Origin of the sequence: Myxococcus sp. CA005 (assembly GCF_006518205.1) — a bacterium.
Taxonomy (GTDB): domain Bacteria; phylum Myxococcota; class Myxococcia; order Myxococcales; family Myxococcaceae; genus Myxococcus; species Myxococcus xanthus.
Genome location: NZ_SRLV01000065.1, coordinates 1 through 16,988, shown reverse-complemented (window position 1 = coordinate 16,988; position 16,988 = coordinate 1). Strand labels below are relative to the sequence as shown.

Genomic DNA, 16,988 nt, shown 5'->3' with positions numbered 1-16,988 from the left:
AGTCCCTGAATCGAACCGGGGGATGATTCCCTCTCCTGTGTTCTGGGAAGGGGGGCGCCATGGCCAATACGGTCGGTGTCAACAAGATGTCCGTGGTGACCAAGGACTCCAACGGCGTGTCCGTCGCATTTCCGGATGTCTGCAAGACGCCCAGTCCGGCGGGCCCCATTCCGCTGCCGTACCCGAACGTGGCGCGCTCCGCCGATACCGCCCAGGGCAGCAAGACGGTGGCGGTGGAGGGGAACCCCTTGTGCGTGAAGGACTCCAACTTCAGCACCAGCACGGGGGATGAGGCCGGAACGGCGGGGGGCGGAGTGGTCTCTGGCAAGACCCAGGGCAAGGCCGAGTTCGTCAACTTCTCCTTCGACGTCCAGGTCGAGGGAAAGAACGTGGCGAGGGCCCTCGACTTGATGCTGCACAACGACAAGAACACGCCTCCGTTCCCGCTGATGCAGCCACCGGTGATGGCGGCCGGCCAGGGCTCGGGCAAGTGCAACTGCCTGGTCTGCGAAAAAGAGATGTAGCGCGAGGGGGCGGAATCCCATGGCCTCACACGAACATGACGCCGGGCGCCCACCTTCTCAGGTGGAGGAGCCCATCCTGGGAAACCTCATCGGCCGGGTCGTCGGACGGGGGCGAATGGGCACGGTGCAGGTGGACTTCGAGGGCAACCACCATGGGCCGCTGGAGGCCCGGCTCGCGGTCGCGGTGGATGAGGCCACGCTGCTTCGGGCGATAGAGGCGCGGCAGGAGGCGGTGCTCTGTTTCGAGCGGGGCACACCGACGTGCCCCATCGTGCTCGGTTTGCTCCAGCCGCGCAGTGAGACGCCCCTCCTGGATGCCATGCTCGAAGCACCTGATGTCGAGCACCAGGATGGAGAGGTCGCCATCGTCGCCAACGGCCAGCGAGTCCCCATCGAGGGGCTTCTGGACGGCGCGACCGAGGAGCTCGAGCTTCGCTGCGGCAGGTCCAGCCTGGTCCTGCGTCGCAATGGTCAGATTCTGCTTCGGGGTGAGCATGTGCTCGTCGACGCGGGCCAGGTGCTGCGCCTTCGTGGCGGCAAGACGCAGATCAACTAGACAGGGGGCATGACGTGATGAACCCGTTGCCCCGGCACCTCTCGCTCCCCATCTCCTGGGAGATGCTGGCGTCACACCTCGACGAGGCGGGATTCCTGTGGCGGCAGTGGAAGCGTGCCCTTGTGGCGCCGGACCATGTCGTCGATGACGTCGCTGGGGTGGAGGCGCGACTTCTCGCCCATGTGGATGCGCTCGTGCTCGCGGGGCGCAAGGCCGCGACGAGGCTGCTCGTTCCCGCCCTGGCCGAAGCGGATGAGCCTGGGCGGGTGGAGTGCGCCGCGCTCGGGCTGCTGCTTCAGGAAGACGCCCTGGATGGGGCTGTGCGGAGTGTCCTCGAGGTGCTCCAGGCGGGGGAGGAGGGCCTGTGCGCGGGCATCCAGGCCGCGCTCCTCTGTGCTGGCGGACGGGGGCTGGAGTCATGGCTGCGGCCCATGGTCGACGCATCGCCTCCACCTGGAGGGCTCGCGACACTGCTGGAGATTTTGGGGGCGTGGCGAGTGGACCCTGGGCCGGCGCTGGAGGCGTCGCTCACGCATGAGGCCGCCCAGGTGCGGGCCGCCGCGTTTCGCTGCCTGCGCTCTTGGCCCGTCCGGTTGTCCGAATCCACGCTGGAATTGGGACTGCGCTCATCCTCCGCCGAGGTTTCTGGCGCTGCTCTGGAGGCAGGGCTGTTGGCGGGAAGTCGACTGGCGTGGTGGGAATGCCGCCGTCAGGTCCTGGAGGGCGGGCCGCACCGCCAGAGGGCCTTGCGAGCGCTGGCCGTGGCGGGTGGGCCGGACGCCCAGAAGTTGCTGTTGGAGGGGCTGGGAGACGCTGCCCGAGGGACGGAGACCTTGAGGGTGGTCGGCCTGGTGGGGACGGTCGAGACTGCTCGGGCCTGTCTGGAGGCGATGCGCGAGCCGCCATGGGCGCGCCTGGCGGCGGAGTCGTTCTCGCTGGTGACAGGCATGGAGGTTCCCGCGGTGGCTCCGGGCGTGGAGTCGGGCGACGAGGCGGCGGCCGTGGAGTTCGCGCCGGAAGCAGACCTCCCGCTGCCGGATGTGCCCCGTGTGGAGGCGTGGTGGGCCGAGCACGCCCCTCGGTTCAAGCCGACGGTGCGCTACGTGCGGGGACGGCCTTTGGGACAGGAGTCGTTGCTCGACGCGTTACGAGAAGGGTCGATGTATCGCCGCCGGTCGCTCTGGTGGGCTGTGGCCCTGCGGACCCGGGGCGCACTGGGGTTGGGCGTGGGCGCTTGGACACGGACCCAGCGCGCGGAAGAGGACGCCGTGAGGCGCCTGCCGCCAGCGCGTTTTGCCCAGTCGCTGGAGGGAGGCTTGGGCGCGTGGGGTGGGGCATGAAGGTGTTCGTCGAGGCCCTGGGGATGGCCTCATGCCTGGGGCCGGTGATTCCCGCCTGCGCAGCGTTCCGGGCCAATCTGCTGCGCTCCTCGCCGTCTCCCGACGTGGACGTCGCCCACGCCGGTGATGAGGCACCTCGGCCCGTGACAATCTGTGCGCTCCCGGTGGCGACGTTCGGGTTCTCGGGCGTCGGTCGGCTGGTGGCGTTGGCGTGCGAGGTGCTCAAGGATGTGGGCACTCGCGTGGACCTGCGGGGCCTTGGGCCGGAGACCGGCGTCTATCTGGCGCTGCCGGACCCGTGGGAGCGAGGCCTTGACCTGGGCGAGCCGGACGCGACGGAGGCGCTGCGAGTGGAGGCGCTGGGGCGTCGTGTGTTGGAGGCGAGCCTGCGGAACATGGGCCTGGAATGGCCCGGGCCCAGGCGCTTCTTTGGCGGTGGGCACGTGGCCTTCGCGAGGGCGCTGCATGCGGCCCAGGCGGCGCTGCAGAACGGCGGGCTTCGCTCGTGCCTGGTGATGGGGGTGGACTGCCTGGTCGAAGAGCCGACGCTCCATGCGCTGGCGGATGGACGACGGTTGAAGACGCCGGAGCAGCCCGTGGGCTTGACGCCTGGGGAAGCGGGTGCGGCCTTGTTGCTGACCACCGAGGGGCCCGCGCAACGTTCGACGGGCGCGCCCCAGGTGATGCTGCACGCGGTGCGGCTCGGAGAAGAGCCGCACCCGAGAGGCTCTGACAAGCCATCGGATGGGCGGGCCCTGGCGGCATGTGCCGAGGCGGTGCTCGCAGCCGCAGGGGCCCTTCGTGCCCGGCCGCTCCTGGTGAGCGACCACAACGGAGAAGAGGGAAAGGCGCGGGAGTGGGGGATGGTGTTGCTGCATCTGCGGGCGTTGGACGCCTCGCTGGGGGGACTTCCGGCCTGGTATCCCTCCATCGGCTTTGGGGACGTGGGGGCCGCGATGGGCGCGGTCAGCGCTTGTGTCGCGGTCAGGGGACTGCAACGCGGCGATGCGCCTTCCTCCGTGAGCCTTGTCTTCGCCAGCGCGGACGATTCCGGCCGAGGCGCCGTCTTGATAGGAACCACTGCTGCGCATCCGTCCAGAGGAGCTCTGCCATGACAACCGGTGACGCCCGGCACAATCCCAATACGGAAATGGCCCGCAGGCTCAATGGCATCTACAAGCGCAACCTGGCTCGGAAGGAATCTGCCCGGGCCGCGGCCAAGGAGGAGGCGAAGAAGAGCAAGCCGAAGAAGAAGGCGGAGCCCGCTCCTGACGGACATCTGGACCCCAACGCGCCGTTGAATGGGGTGCTGGCCAAGGGCGATAACTATGCCCGCCGCGGCTACACCTACCTCAAGGCCCAGGACGGCCGGGGGGTGTACCGCAACTTCGACCATGTGCACCTGAGCGAAGTCCGGGACATGGTGAAGGAGCGGGCGGAGTTTCCAGGGGGGCCGAAGGAGAACTTCAACCCCACGTACACCCAGCAGTATCCGTACGCCTGGGAAGCTCACCACATGCTGCCGGGCTCGGCCTTCTATTACATGATGAAGGACGGCAAGCCGGCCTTCACGTACAAGCAGATTCGGCTGTTGCTGATGTCCGAGTACAACATCAACCACGGGCACAACATCATCAATCTTCCCGCCGAGGACTGGGCCGTCCCGGTCCATTCCCTCATCTGCCATCCGAGCGACCACGAGTCCTACACGATGCGGGTCATGGATGAGATGCGGAAGGTGGCCAACGATTTACAGAAGCTGATTGATAGTGGGAAACCGCACGGAAATTTGCCAGAACTCATCTTTGAAGAGCTCAAAAAGCTGGAGAATCGGTTCTGGATATTTATTGTCAAACTCAGCGGAAAGCTCGTTGAAGCAAAAGTCGCTGGTGTCCGATATGTCGGCCCTGGTTCAGAGCACGTTAGGTACGCCAATAAAGATGGCGGAACGCACTATGAGTGGGGCAGCCTTTGGTAGGAGCAATCATGGCTAATTACTGGGTGTTGCGGGCGGAGTCTGCAGATGGGGCTATCATTGATGCTTTGCCCAAGGACAGTCCGACCAATTGGAAGTTCAGTACGGGCGAGCCTCTTGCGCGGAGTTTCCCTGCAGGGGGGAAGGTGTCGTTCTCGGACCACTTCCCGGACCGGCGTAAACTCTATGATTTCGTGCGAAATACCATTGGTGTCGTACTCGCGTCGTCGCGAGTGAGACATGTTTTGGAGAGCTTGAAGGTCGAAAATGCAGAATTTCTTCCCGTTACCATGTGTGATCACCAGTGGGGTCCGGTGGCTGATGGTTATGGCATCCTGAATGTTCTGGGCTCCCAAGATGCGATCGATATGGAAAAGTCGACCTATGACATCAGTGCTCTCTCTCGTGAAATTAGTCATGTCAGTAACCTGGTGCTGACGGTAGGGAAAATTGAGCCGCAGGCCGACATCTTCCGAGCCCGCAACATGATGGAGCTCATCCTCATCTCGGACCGGGCCAAGAATGCCTTCGAACAGGCTGGCTTGACGGGCTTCAAGCTCCATCCCGCTGAAGGCTTCGACGACATGTTCGCTTGAGAGTTCTCTGTGATGGACTATTGGGTTCTCAAAGCCGAGTCGGCGGATGGTGCAATCATTGATGCACTGCCCGAGGGTAGCCCTACCAACTGGAAGTTCAGTCGGGGGGAGCCGCTCGCGCGACAGTTCCCAGCCGGAGGGAAGGTGTCGTTTTCGGACCACTTCCCGGACCGACGCAAGCTCTATGACTTCGTGCGAAACACCGTGGGTGTCTTGCTGGTGTCATCACGTGTGAAACAGGTGCTGGAGGACTTGCAAGTCGATAATGCGGAGTTCCTTCCGGTTGCCATGTGTGATCATCAGTGGAGTCCAGTTGCCGAGGGGTACGGAATCCTCAATGTGTTGGGCTCTCAGGACGTCATTGACTTGGAAAAGTCAGATTGTGACATTGACCCAATAACGAAGAAGGAAGTGACCCGGGTCGGCAACCTTGTCTTGAATCAAGGGAAGATCGACCCCAAGGCCGATATCTTCCGCGCCCGGAACATGATGGAGCTCATCCTGATTTCGGACCGGACCAAGCAGGCCTTCGAACAGGCGGGGCTGACGGGCTTCAGGGCCCATCCCGCCGAAGGCTTCGACGACATGTTCGCCTGAGCCTGGAGGAGGCAGCGTGGCAAAGCTTGCGGCACTGCGGGAGGACTCCGGGAGGGCGATTCTCCAGTTGATGCGTCAGGTCGATCCCACCGCGAGCCGAGATGTCCTCGTGCGGACCGTGGATGAGCTCTGTGTCCACTTCCACGTCGTGGCCGTGGCCACCCTGCTCGTGGATGGCAACCCGCAGGGCTTCTTCCTGAACCTGTGCCGAGCCGCCGAGAACTGGAGGCGATTGCTCACGCACTGCCGCCTCAAGCAGTGGGCGCTCCCTGCTTCGCGACACATGGATCCTCTGCTCGGTGCCGTCGCGGCGGGACATTGGAATCTGGCGCGACAGGTCGCGGAGCTCTCCGAGACGCGGTGGCTTCCGGACGAGGAGTACCGCTCCGAGCACGCACGCGCCCAGCTCTTCCTGGCGCTGGTCTCGCCCGGTACCAGGGACGTCGTCATCCCGAGGGTGGAGGCGTTGGAGGGACTGGGGCTCGAGACAGAGACGGACCGGGTTGCCTGTGCCCGAGCCCTGCTCGATGGTGACGCAGACACCTTCTCCGAGGCGTTCAAGCACGCGGTGCTCGTGCATGGAGAGGACATCGAGAAGCGCGCGAAGCTCTTCACGACCCCCGTGACACGCTTCGCGCCCAAGCGAGCCATCTGGTTGGAGGGGCTCGCCTGGCTCAGGCTCTCCGAGCGCGCGGACATCGCGAGCTTCGATGAGCACTTCCAATACTGCCCGCCGCTGGCCCGCACGCCCATGACGTCCCAGTACGCCGGGGACTGGGTCGTTTCGCTCGGTCCTTGAGCGCCGCGGTGCGTCCCCGCCCGTGGCGCCTCCAGAGTGGAGCGGCTACAGCTCCCGCGACTGCTCCGCCTTGCGCTGCTGGTCGCGGACGGCCAGCTCCTTGGATAGGTAGGGCTTGAGCCTCTGGCTCGTGTACGTGAGCGTCAGGCTGCGCGCTCCGGGCTCCTGGCTGCCGGTGAGCCGCAGCTCCGTTTCGGTTTCGGTCCAGGTGCTCCGCAGCAGGTATTCGTGAACCGCGAGGGCGGCGTCCGTCCTCGCGTTGGCCTCCATCTGCCGGCCGAAGTTGTCCACGGCGGGGCCACTGGGCTGCACGCCGGAGCGCCACGCGTGGTAGTTCGCCGAGGCCTCGGAGAGGTTGTTGGCCATCTGCGCCAGCGCCAGGCGGCCCTCCGCGTCGCGCGCCGAGTCCTCCCTGGTCGCGGGCTTGCCGTACTTCATGGTGAGCAGCTCCGCCACCGCGTTGAAGTTGTCGCGGACGGCGCCTGGCGCGTGGAAGTGGAGGGTGACCTCGGCCAACTGCCCCTGGGCGAACACGTAGTAGGCGTCCGCTCGGCGGCCCGCCACGACGTCGGCGACGTGCACGTCCCCCCAGGCGTTGATGACCCGGGCGTGGAAGGGGAGCGCGGTCATGGCCTCGTCCTTCGTCATCCCCCAGCGCGTGTCTTGGAAGCCGGAGTTGCTGCGGTACCGCTCCCGGGCGCCCTCCTCGCGCTCGACGTCCGCCAGCCGGATGGCGTCGCGGCGTTCGAGCAGCGCCTGGTGCTTCGCGGACGTGCCGCAGGCGGTGGTGGCGAGACACAGCGGCAGCAACAGGGCGGAACTCCATCGCATGGGCGGCTCCTCTGGCGGTGGCGTAGGGCCGTGACGGCCCGCCGCTTCCGATATTCAAAGGGGCTCGCGCCATTTCGAAAGCGCCGGGCGCTCAGGGGTCGGCCGCCGCGCCTTCCGTCCACTTCCCGCGCCGGGTGGGCTCCTTCATCGCTCGGGCAAGCGCCGAGAGGAAGCGCCTGCGGGGCCAGTTCTCCGCGCCGAAGCGGGCCAGGTGTTCGGTCTCCACCTGGCAGTCGATGAGCTGGAAGCCCCAGCCCTGGAAGCGCTCCGCCGCGGTGACGAAGGCCACCTTCGAGGCGTCCGGGGCCAGCGCGAACATGCTCTCTCCAAAGAAGGCCGCGCCCAGGGACACCCCGTACAGGCCGCCCTTCAGCTCACCCTCCGCCCACGCCTCCACCGAGTGTGCGAAGCCCGCCTCGTGGAGCGTGACGTAGGCCTCCATCATCTCCTCGGTAATCCAGGTGCCCGTCTGTCCGGGCCGAGGCACCTGGCTGCATTCGGTGATGACGCGCCGGAAGGCGGTGTCGTAGCGCACCTCGTAGATGCCGCGGGCCATCGTCTTGCGCAGCGAGCGGCCCACGTGGAGCTTGTCCGGCGACAGCACGAAGCGCGGGTCCGGCGAGTGCCAGAGGATGGGGTCTCCCTCGCTGTACCAGGGGAAGATGCCGCGGGCGTAGGCGGCCAGCAGCCGCTCCGGACGCAAGTCACCGCCAACGGCGACGACGCCGCTCTTGTCGGCGCGCTCCGGGGGCGGGAAGAGCTCCGGGTGCTCGTCACTCAACAGGTAGATGGGCACGGCGTGCCACTCTACCGGGAGACGTTCAGCTTCACCTTGCCCGTGAGCGAATACGGCACGCGCAGCAGCGGGCCCGTCACCTCACCCGTCACCCCGTAGGGCAGCAGCCCCTTGGAGATGAGCGCCTTCACCTCCGGGCCCCAGGTGTCCTTCGTCACCGTCAGTTCCACCGGGTACACGCCCGTGGCGGACGCGTCCACGGTGTCCGCCTGCGCCAGCGTGCCGCTGTCCAGCGTCTTTCCGGCCACCGACGCCGTCCACGTCAGGCCTTCCAGCCGCAGCGGGAAGGGGTTGGGGTTGCGGACGCCCAGGCGGAGGTTGAGCTGGACCTCCTCATCCGAGTAGCGCGCCCCGTCCAACTCCTCCACCACCACCGTGGGCAGCCGGGGCACCCGCGCCGCGCGGCTGGCGGCGAAGGGAATCGTCTGCTCCTGGTCTCCCGAGCGCACGACGAGAGTGCCGCGCAGGGCGAGCAGCAGCGTGCCTCCCTGGGCGCTCAGCCGCGCCAGGTCGTCCGCGTTCTTCACATAGGGTGCGCGCTCCTCGAAGGAGAGGTCCGTGGGCTCGCCGGGCGTCAGCGCCACGTCCAGCTTCGCGGTGTCCGTCTTCACCACCTGGCCGTCGGCGACGAGCTCGTAGTCGGCGCGCACCAGCACCCCCTCCCCGGGGCTGGTCACCTGGGCCTCGAAGCGCAGGGTGGCGTCGGTGAGGCCCTGGGACGCGACGACGGTCCGTTGGGCGGTGAGGACGGCGGGACTGGAGGGCCGGGTGGGGGCGGAAGCACACCCCGCACAGAGGAAAAGCACCACTGCCAGTCGGAACATGGGCGAGGGCAAGCGCATGACGCTAGACAATGTGGCCACCCCCTGGAGTCCTCTCAAGGGCTTTTCCGCTAGACTGTCCACCACCCGTGGCCCAACGCCGCCCCAACTTCAACAAGACGCTCCGCTCTCTCATCCGGGACATCTCGGCGAAGATGCCGGAGTTCGGGCATGTGAAGGCGGGCCGCATCCTCGTGGTGGCCGGTGAGGCCCGCCGCGCCTCCCGGGGCACCGTGAAGCCCCTGTGCTTCCGGGGTGGGAAGAGCACGGACCGTACCGGACGCCGCAAGCCCATCATCCGCATCGGGGGCAAGCGGATGCTGTACTGCGTCACGCTCCGGCCGCTCTTCTTCCGGGGGTCCACCGCGCAGGCTCGCGTGGAGACGGTGATTCACGAGCTCTTCCACCTGTCGCGCCGCTTCGACGGGACGCTGCACTCCGGCCGGCGCCATGCCGTGCTGGGGCGCAACTTCTCTCGCAAGCTCAAGCCGCTGGTGCGCCGCTACCTCAAGCTGTGCCCCCCGGAGCTGCTGGCCGCCATGGCCCACTCCGGCGAGGTACGCATCCTCCAGTGGCTGGAGCGGCCCGGTCCCGCCTACCACCCCGGCAGCCATCGCCGGGTGCGGAAGGTCTACACCGAGGAACAGCTCTACTCCGGTGTCGCTCGCATGGTGACGCCCAAGGTGCGTCTGGCTCGCGACACCTCCGCGCGCTCCAAGGTTCACTGAGCGGCGCGCTCCCGCACACCCGGATTCGCACAGGGGCGGGTTTTTCGCCAATCGTTTGACTTTGAAAATCAGTATCAATATCGTCGCCGTCGTTTCGAGTCAGGAGCGGTGATGCGCGACGGTTGCCACGGTGAAGGCGGGGCGGAGGAGCTGCGCTGCATGTGCGGCAGCCTGCTGGCGCGGTTGGTACCGGAGGGCGTGGAGCTCAAGTGCCGCCGCTGCCACCGGACGCAGGTGGTGCCCCTGGAGCGAACGCCGCCGGGAGGCGGTGGTGGTGGTGCGCAGGTGAGCGGCTCAGGCCGCTGACGTGTGAGTCGTTCCCGGGCCGCGCAGGCCCGGTGCAGTGAGGTCTTTTCCTGAGGCCCGAGGCCATTGAGCCCAGCGCCCTACAGGGCCTTCCGCGAAAGGCCCCCGGCCTTGCGCCGGAGGACGCAGCATGGCGTGGCGTGGGTGTTTGCTCTTCGTGGCCTGTTCCATGCCGTGGACGGCGTGGGGCGGTGGCAGTGAAGCGCCTGCCACCGAGGTGGCTTCCAGCGAGGCTTCCACCGCGGAGGCTCCGCCCGATGCGCAGGTGGCCCAGGCCGATGCGGGGCCGGAGCCCGCGTTAGACGCGGAGGCGCTGCCGGAAGCGCGCACGGTGGTGACGGCGTCGCGTTCGCCGGAGCGGCTCGAGGATTCGGCGGTGGCCACGGAGGTCATTACCCGCTCGGACATCCTGGCCAGCGGGGCGCGGGACGCGTCGGAGTTGCTTGCCGCGCACCCTGGGCTCCAGGTGGTGCAGACGTTCGCGGGCGCCACGGTGCAGTTGCAGGGCCTGTCGCCGGAGTACGTCCTGGTGCTGGTGGACGGTGAGCGCGTGGCCGGCCGGGTGGCCGGAAGCGTGGACCTGTCCCGCCTGTCCACCGAGGACATCGAACAGGTGGAAGTCGTGAAGGGCCCCTCGTCGGTCCTCTACGGCAGTGACGCGGTGGCGGGCGTGGTGAACCTCATCACCCGCCGTGCCCGCCGTCCGCTGGGCGCCGAGCTGCGCGCCTCCTACGGCTCCATGCAGCGGCTGGAGCTGGACGCCACCGGCGAGGCGAAGGGCGAGAACTGGGGGCTGCGTCTGAGCGGCGGTCTGGCGCGGCGGGACGCGTACCTCCTGGACCCGACGAGCATCGGCACCACGGGCAGCAGCCTGGATGGCATCGACGCGTCCGCGGGCGGTGACTTGCGCATCAGTGAGGGCACGGCGTTGCAGGCCAACGCCACCTATGCGCGTCGGGTGCAGCGGGGCGTGGACGTGGGCGTGACAGGCGCCATCTTCGACCGCGCCAGCCGGGATGACTCGCTCTCCGTTCGCCTGTCTCCACAGTGGAGGCTGTCCAACAACGCCTCGCTGCGCGTGGATGGCGCCTATGCGTGGTTCAACCGGCGCTACCTGAGGGACCAGCGCCGCTCCAACGCGTTGGACACCATCGAGGACACGCGCGAGCAGCAGGGCCGGCTGGGCGCGCAACTGGACGCGAAGCTGGGAGACACCCACGCCTTCGTGGTGGGCGCGGAGCTGCTCGGCGAATGGTTGCAGGCGGACCGGCTGGGCGAAGACGGCACCGGCCAGCGCGCCCGCGCGTCCATCTACGTGCAGGACAACTGGACCCTGGTGCCGCGCTTGAAGCTGACGCTGGTGCCGGGTGCGCGAGTGGACACGGACACGCAGTTCGGTACGGCGGTGACGCCCCGGCTGGCGGCGCGCATGGACCCGACGTCCTGGCTCACGCTGCGCGGCAGCTACGGCTGGGCGTTCCGGGCGCCGGGCTTCCAGGAGATGCTGCTCGACTTCGAAAACCCCAGCGTGGGCTACCGGGTGCACGGCAATCCGGACCTGCGTCCGGAGCGCTCGCGCAGCTTCAATCTGTCGGTGGAGGTGAAGCCCGCGGAGTCCTCGCTCCTGTGGGTGAGCGCCTTCCAGCACAACCTTCAGGACATGATTGGCGTCTCCACGGAGGTGGTCGGTCCGCAGCAGCTCTTCACCTACGTGAACATCGCGCGTGCGCGCGTGCGCGGCGGCGAGATGGGCGTGCGTCAGCAGTTGCCCGGCCGCATCTCCGCGGAGCTGGGCTACACGCTCACCGACGGTCGTTCGGAGGAGACGGGGCTGGCGCTGGAAGGGCAGGCGCGCCATCGCCTCACCGCGCAGGCTACCTGGCGTCACCGGACGTCGGGCCTGGAGGCCTGGGTGCGCGGCGCGCTCGTGGGGCCGCGTCCCTTCTACCCGGACACGGACGGTGACGGCGTCGCCAACCCGTACGACGCGAAGACCTACGTCACCGTGGATGCCCGGCTGGGTTGGCGCATGCGCGAGGAGCTCCAGTTCTTCGTGCTGGGCACCAACCTCGCGAACGCGGGCAACCCCACCGACCTTCCGATTCCCCCTCGCGCCATCCAGGCCGGCATCTCCGCCCGGCTCTGACGCTCCCTTCCACCTCTCACTCAAGGAGTCCCGATGTCCCGCTTCTCTTCCCATTCCTCCTTCCTGGGCCGCGCCGCCGCCGCCCTGCTGCTGGCCGGTTCCCTGTCCGCGTGCGGCGATGACCTCGAGCTGCCATCAGAGAACCCTCCGACGGATGGCTCCCACGTGAATCACGTGGCCAACGATGACGGCTCGTACACCACCACCGTGAACGCGACGAGCAGCGCGGACTGGATTGGCCTGGACCTGGACAAGGGCGCGCAGGTGAGTGCTTCTGATGACACTGTCTGGGACCTGGCCTTCAACCGCTTCAACGTCCGCACCCGGGGCGGCGTGAGTGGTACCGGCAACGTGGCGGTGGCGGTGCTCCTCGAGACGGACTTCGCGGCGGTGACGCGGGCTCCTGCGGACGGCTACGTCGCGGATTCCGAGGACGGCCCGGATCGGGGCGAGGACCCGGACAGCGCCTTCCAGCAGGGCGACGGGTGGTACGTCTATGACATGACGACGCACGCCCTCACGGCGCGTCGCAATGTGTACGTCGTCCGCTCCGACGCTGGTGACTACTTCAAGGTCGCCATGCAGTCCTATTACGACGATGCGGGCACGCCGGGGATGTTGTCGTTCCGCTGGGCGAAGGTGCCTGGCCCCGCCTCCAGCGGCAGCGCGGTGACGCAGCCGTCCTCGTACTGAGCCTCCTTCCACTTCCAGGTGTCCAACATGAATCAGACCGCGAACTCTGATGTCGTTTCCGAGTCCTCCCGTCTGCGCCAGCGCTGGCAGACCCTCCGCGAGGAGCAGCCTCGCACCCGTATCCGTGACGCCGCCGAGCAGTTGGGTGTGAGTGAAGCGCAGTTGCTCGCCACGGGACTTGGGGAGAGCGTCGTCCGGCTGGACCTCCGGCTGGATGCGCTCCTGCCTCGTTTCGAGTCGCTGGGGCGGGTGATGTCGCTCACGCGCAACGCGCATGCCGTGCACGAGAAGCGTGGCACCTGGCGCAACATCGAGCTGCACGGCAAGCAGGGGCTGGTGCTGGACGAGGAAATCGACCTGCGCCTGTTCTTCACGCGCTGGAGCTTCGGCTTCGCCATCCGCGAGCCGCACGGCGATGGCATCCGCCGCAGCCTCCAGTTCTTCGACGCGTCGGGGACGGCCGTCCACAAGCTCTACATGGAGGAGGCAGGGCGCGAGGAGACGTTCGACACCCTGGTGAAGGAATTCACCCACGCGGACCAGTCGCCGGTGCTCAGCATCGTCCCGGCCACGCTCGCGGTGGAGCCCAAGCCCGACAGTGAGATTGACGCGGAGGGGCTGCGCTCCGGCTGGCGCGCGCTCCAGGACACGCATGAGTTCTTCATGCTGCTCAACCGCTTCAGTGTGGCGCGCACCCAGGCGCTCCGCCTGGCCGAGCCGGAGCTCACCACCCCGGTGGCGACGTCCTCGCTGACGTGGGTGCTGGAGAAGGCGTCCGCGACGGAGCTGCCCATCATGATTTTCGTGGGCAACCCCGGCTGCATCCAGATTCACACCGGCCCGGTGAAGAACGTGAAGCCGATGGGACCGTGGATGAACGTGTTGGACGCGGGCTTCAACCTCCACGTCCGCGCGGACCACGTCCACTCGGCGTGGGTCGTGCGCAAGCCCACGCGGGACGGCGTCGTCACGTCCCTGGAGCTGTTCAACGAGGCGGGGGAGAACATCGCGCTCATCTTCGGCAAGCGGAAGCCGGGGCAGCCCGAGTCGCCCGAGTGGCGCGCGCTGGCCGAAGAGCTGGCCACGGCGCTGCCCGCGAGCGAGGTGTCGCGATGAGCCGCGCGTTCGGGCTGTCGTGGGTCTTCATGGCGGTGGCCTCGCTCGCGCACGCGGCGGCGCCGGCGCCCGCGAAGCCTCCGGCGGCGGCCGCGGCCAAGGCCCCGGTCAACGCGGCGAAGCTGGTCACCGTCGGCCCCGCCATCACCGAAACCGTCTTCGCGCTGGGCGCGGGCGGGCAGGTGGTGGGCGTGGACGACACCAGCCTGGCGTTGGAGGTCGCCCGGAAGTCGCCGAAGGTGGGCTACCAGCGGGCGCTGTCATCGGAGGCCATCGTCGCGCTGGGGACGTCGCAGTTGCTGGCGTCCGAGGAGGCGGGCCCTCCGGGCGTGCTCGAGCAGCTCAAGACGGTGGGCGTGGACGTGGTGGTGCTGCCGAACAAGCACACCGTCGAAGCCACGCGCGAGCGCATCCGGACGCTCGCGCAGCGCCTGGGCAAGGCCGAGCAGGGTGAGGCCCTGGTCAAGCAATTGGACTCGGACCTGCGCAAGGCGCAGGAGCGCACGGCGGCGCGCAAGGACGCGAAGCCGCCGCGGGTCCTCGCGCTGTACGCGCGCGGGGCCAACGTCCTCATGGTGGCGGGCGCCGGGACGGCGGCGGGCGAGCTCGTCACGCTGTCGGGCGGCGTGAATGCCATCGCCGGCTATGCGGGCCACAAGCCGCTGACGGCGGAGGCGGTGGTCGAAGCGGCGCCGGACTTCATCCTCATGCCAGCCAGCTCCCTGGAGCCGGTGGGCGGTGAGGAGGGCCTGTCGCGCACGCCCGGCCTGTCGCAGGTGCGCGGCTGGCGCCTCATCACCGTGGACGACGTCCACTTCATGGGGCTGGGGCCTCACCTGGGCAAGGCCGTGAGCCGCTTGCAGGATGGGTACACGTCCCCGGCTCGGGGCCGCAAATGAGTGCGTCGGAGATTGCGCCCGTCTCCGCCACCTACCGCACCCAGGAGCCCATCCAGCCAGCAGCCCCGCGTCCGTGGCTGTTGCTGACGGCGCTGCTGCTGGGCGTGGTGCTCCTGTCGCTCGCCGTGGGCGCGGTGCCGGTGCCTCTGCTGGCACTGGCGGGCAGTCTGCTGGAACGGGTGGGCCTGGACATCGGCCACAAGCTGGAGTCCGTGCAGCAGGCGGTGCTGCTGTCCATCCGCCTGCCGCGCGTGACGCTCGGCATCATGGTGGGCGCCGTACTGGCCACCTGTGGTGCCGCGCTGCAGGCGTTGTTCCGCAACCCGCTGGTGGAGCCCGGCCTGCTGGGCACCTCCAGCGGCGCGGCGCTGGGGGCGGTGGCGGCCATCGTCATGGATGTGGCCCTCAGCGCCCACCTGGGCTCGCTGCGGATGCTCGCGGTGCCGGGCGCGGCCTTCCTGGGCGCGCTGGGCGCCACGTTGCTCGCGCACCGGCTGGGTGGGGGCGGCGGTCGCACGGAGACGGCGCGCATCCTCCTGGCGGGCGTGGCTGTCAGCGCGGGGGCGGGCGCGGGCATCGGTCTGCTCACGCAGATGGCCACCGACGCGCAGCTCCGCTCCATCACCTTCTGGACCTGGGGCAGCCTGGGCGGTGCGTCCTGGGACGTGGTGGGGGCAGCCACGCCGCCGCTGCTCATCGCCCTGGGCCTGCTGCTGCGTGAAGCGCGCACCCTCAACCTTCTGCTGCTGGGGGAGCGCGAGGCGTGGCACCTGGGCGTGGATGTCGAGCGCCTCAAGCGCCGGCTCATCCTCGCCGCGGCCCTGGGGGTGGGGGCCGCGGTGTCCGTCACCGGCGTCATCGCCTTCGTGGGCTTGCTGGTGCCCGCGCTGCTGCGGTTGGCGCTGGGACCTGACCACCGGCGGCTGCTCAGTGCGTCCGCCTTGCTGGGGGCCTCGCTGCTGGTGGGCGCGGACCTGCTGGCTCGCACGGCGGCCATTCCCGCCGAGTTGCCAGTGGGCGCGCTCACGTCCGTGCTGGGCGTTCCCGTCTTCATCGGGCTGCTGTCGCGCAAGGGGGCCGCATGAGCCTGGAGGTTCGTGGCATCGAGGTGTGGCGTGGCCGTGGGCGGACGCTGGGACCCATGGATTTGACGCTGGAGCCCGGTGAGGTGCTGGCCGTCGTGGGGCCCAACGGCGCGGGCAAGTCCACGCTGCTGTCCGCCATGTCGGGCGAGCTGCGGTGCTCGACGGGCGAGGTGCTTCTGGACGGCACTCCCTTGTTGCAGTGGAAGCCGCGGGAGCGGGCCATGCGGCTGGGCGTGCTTCCCCAGGAGTCGTCGCTGGGCTTCGGCTTCACGGCGCTGGAGGTGGCGCTGCTGGGACGGAGTCCCCATTCGAGCCGCGCTGAGGGCAGCGCGGACCTGGCGGCGGCGGTGGCGGCGCTCGATGCCACCGACACGCGGCACCTGGCTTCACGTTCGTATCTCACGCTGTCGGGGGGCGAGCGGCAGCGTGTGCAGCTGTCGCGGGTGCTGGCTCAGCTCTCCGAACCGTTGGCATCCGGACACCGTTACCTGCTGCTGGACGAGCCGACGGCGAGTCTGGACCTGGCCCACCAGCACCTCGTGCTGGAGGCGGCGGCGCGCTTCGCCCAGGCGGGTGGCGCGGTGCTGGCGGTGCTGCATGACCTCAATCTGGCCGCGCGTTACGCGCACCGGATGGCCGTGCTCGCCGAGGGCCGGGTGGTTGAACTGGGCGCACCGGCGCAGGTGCTTTCCCAGGAGTTGGTGGCCCGCGTCTTCGGTCTGCGCGTGCAGGTCGTCGAATGGCCGGGCTCGCCCGGTCCCCTGGTCATCCCGGAGGGCCGCGCGCCGCTGACTCCCTGAGCACGGATGGAGCCGTGCCCGCTGGATTCAGCTCCCCGCGGGAAACGCCTTGGGCGCCCGGTGCCCCTCCACACCGCGCGTGATGGCCCAGGGCCTTTCCCGCGGGGGGGCGCCGTTTCCCCACGCTGACAGCAGACGGGTAGGGAGGCCGTGGCCTGCCCGGTGCCCCCACGCCGCGCATCGGGCGTGCTGTCGTGCCTCCTCGCCCCGTCCCCGTTCGGCGGGCGCGGAGGTGCCACGCATTGCGTTTCGAAGCGGCGGCGGTTTCAGCCGGTCATCGCAACGCTTTGAGCGAATACCTCGGCGGGGGTGCGCCAGTCGAGCGTCTGGCGGGGGCGGGTGTTGAGTTGGAGGGCGACGGTGTCGAGCTGGGCGCGCGA

General features: G+C 68.5%; 19 protein-coding genes and 1 pseudogene. 16 read left to right on the top strand and 4 right to left on the bottom strand.

Annotated features, from left to right (window positions below; genetic code table 11):
- Window positions 1-59: 59 nt before the first annotated feature.
- Genes FMQ63_RS25440 through FMQ63_RS25405 form a run of 8 tightly spaced genes read left to right on the top strand, consistent with a single transcriptional unit; the run spans window position 60 to window position 6,387 of the window.
- Window positions 60-524, top strand: coding sequence for a DUF4150 domain-containing protein (locus FMQ63_RS25440; RefSeq protein ID WP_011551420.1), 465 nt, complete (start codon window positions 60-62; stop codon window positions 522-524).
- A 19-nt stretch (window positions 525-543) separates the two neighbouring features.
- A complete protein-coding gene (locus FMQ63_RS25435; RefSeq protein WP_011551421.1) occupies window positions 544-1,080 on the top strand; it encodes a DUF6484 domain-containing protein in 537 nt (178 codons plus the stop codon).
- A gap of 17 nt (window positions 1,081-1,097) precedes the next feature.
- Window positions 1,098-2,420 (top strand): TIGR02270 family protein, encoded by a 1,323-nt coding sequence (locus FMQ63_RS25430; RefSeq protein WP_011551422.1) that lies wholly within the window; start codon window positions 1,098-1,100, stop codon window positions 2,418-2,420.
- Window positions 2,417-3,535, top strand: a complete 1,119-nt coding sequence (locus FMQ63_RS25425) for a hypothetical protein (protein ID WP_020478219.1) — start codon at window positions 2,417-2,419, stop codon at window positions 3,533-3,535. Before FMQ63_RS25430 ends, FMQ63_RS25425 begins: the two co-directional genes overlap by 4 nt.
- Window positions 3,532-4,398, top strand: a complete 867-nt coding sequence (locus tag FMQ63_RS25420; protein WP_011551424.1) for an AHH domain-containing protein — start codon at window positions 3,532-3,534, stop codon at window positions 4,396-4,398. The genes FMQ63_RS25425 and FMQ63_RS25420 overlap by 4 nt, the downstream gene beginning before the upstream one ends.
- A gap of 8 nt (window positions 4,399-4,406) precedes the next feature.
- Window positions 4,407-4,991: a DUF1629 domain-containing protein gene (locus FMQ63_RS25415; RefSeq protein ID WP_026114135.1), complete on the top strand. Its 585-nt coding sequence runs from the start codon at window positions 4,407-4,409 to the stop codon at window positions 4,989-4,991.
- Window positions 4,992-5,003: 12 nt separating this feature from the next.
- Window positions 5,004-5,588: a DUF1629 domain-containing protein gene (locus FMQ63_RS25410; RefSeq protein WP_020478217.1), complete on the top strand. Its 585-nt coding sequence runs from the start codon at window positions 5,004-5,006 to the stop codon at window positions 5,586-5,588.
- Between the two features lie 16 nt (window positions 5,589-5,604).
- Window positions 5,605-6,387 (top strand): hypothetical protein, encoded by a 783-nt coding sequence (locus tag FMQ63_RS25405; RefSeq protein ID WP_011551426.1) that lies wholly within the window; start codon window positions 5,605-5,607, stop codon window positions 6,385-6,387.
- Window positions 6,388-6,432: 45 nt separating this feature from the next.
- On the opposite strand, the gene FMQ63_RS25400 is transcribed toward FMQ63_RS25405, so the two are convergent.
- The 3 genes from FMQ63_RS25400 to FMQ63_RS25390 form a co-directional block, all read right to left on the bottom strand.
- Window positions 6,433-7,218: a hypothetical protein gene (locus tag FMQ63_RS25400; RefSeq protein ID WP_011551427.1), complete on the bottom strand. Its 786-nt coding sequence runs from the start codon at window positions 7,216-7,218 to the stop codon at window positions 6,433-6,435.
- A gap of 91 nt (window positions 7,219-7,309) precedes the next feature.
- Window positions 7,310-8,014: a leucyl/phenylalanyl-tRNA--protein transferase gene (gene aat / locus FMQ63_RS25395; protein ID WP_011551428.1), complete on the bottom strand. Its 705-nt coding sequence runs from the start codon at window positions 8,012-8,014 to the stop codon at window positions 7,310-7,312.
- Between the two features lie 11 nt (window positions 8,015-8,025).
- Window positions 8,026-8,922: an LEA type 2 family protein gene (locus FMQ63_RS25390; protein ID WP_011551429.1), complete on the bottom strand. Its 897-nt coding sequence runs from the start codon at window positions 8,920-8,922 to the stop codon at window positions 8,026-8,028.
- A gap of 2 nt (window positions 8,923-8,924) precedes the next feature.
- On the opposite strand from FMQ63_RS25390, the gene FMQ63_RS25385 reads away from it, so the two are divergent.
- From FMQ63_RS25385 to FMQ63_RS25350, 8 genes are all read left to right on the top strand, one after another.
- Window positions 8,925-9,563 carry a hypothetical protein gene (locus tag FMQ63_RS25385; RefSeq protein WP_020478216.1) on the top strand — a complete coding sequence of 213 codons (639 nt, stop codon included), beginning with the start codon at window positions 8,925-8,927 and terminating at the stop codon, window positions 9,561-9,563.
- Between the two features lie 111 nt (window positions 9,564-9,674).
- The gene (locus FMQ63_RS25380) at window positions 9,675-9,869 is read left to right on the top strand and encodes a hypothetical protein (protein ID WP_171452322.1); all 195 of its coding nucleotides are present in this window, start codon (window positions 9,675-9,677) and stop codon (window positions 9,867-9,869) included.
- Between the two features lie 130 nt (window positions 9,870-9,999).
- Complete coding sequence (locus FMQ63_RS25375) at window positions 10,000-12,015, top strand: TonB-dependent siderophore receptor (RefSeq protein ID WP_011551433.1); 2,016 nt, start codon at window positions 10,000-10,002, stop codon at window positions 12,013-12,015.
- 33 nt (window positions 12,016-12,048) lie between these two features.
- On the top strand, window positions 12,049-12,708 hold the full coding sequence (locus tag FMQ63_RS25370) for an HmuY family protein (protein WP_011551434.1): 660 nt from the start codon (window positions 12,049-12,051) through the stop codon (window positions 12,706-12,708).
- 27 nt (window positions 12,709-12,735) lie between these two features.
- Window positions 12,736-13,824, top strand: a complete 1,089-nt coding sequence (locus FMQ63_RS25365) for a hemin-degrading factor (protein WP_011551435.1) — start codon at window positions 12,736-12,738, stop codon at window positions 13,822-13,824.
- Window positions 13,821-14,723, top strand: coding sequence for a hemin ABC transporter substrate-binding protein (locus FMQ63_RS25360; RefSeq protein WP_011551436.1), 903 nt, complete (start codon window positions 13,821-13,823; stop codon window positions 14,721-14,723). The genes FMQ63_RS25365 and FMQ63_RS25360 overlap by 4 nt, the downstream gene beginning before the upstream one ends.
- Window positions 14,720-15,808 (top strand): iron ABC transporter permease, encoded by a 1,089-nt coding sequence (locus tag FMQ63_RS25355; protein ID WP_011551437.1) that lies wholly within the window; start codon window positions 14,720-14,722, stop codon window positions 15,806-15,808. Before FMQ63_RS25360 ends, FMQ63_RS25355 begins: the two co-directional genes overlap by 4 nt.
- On the top strand, window positions 15,805-16,608 hold the full coding sequence (locus FMQ63_RS25350; RefSeq protein WP_011551438.1) for a heme ABC transporter ATP-binding protein: 804 nt from the start codon (window positions 15,805-15,807) through the stop codon (window positions 16,606-16,608). The genes FMQ63_RS25355 and FMQ63_RS25350 overlap by 4 nt, the downstream gene beginning before the upstream one ends.
- A 266-nt stretch (window positions 16,609-16,874) precedes the next feature.
- Here the strand turns inward: FMQ63_RS25350 and FMQ63_RS38595 are convergent.
- A pseudogene (locus tag FMQ63_RS38595) lies at window positions 16,875-16,988 on the bottom strand (IS30 family transposase); the annotation flags it as partial.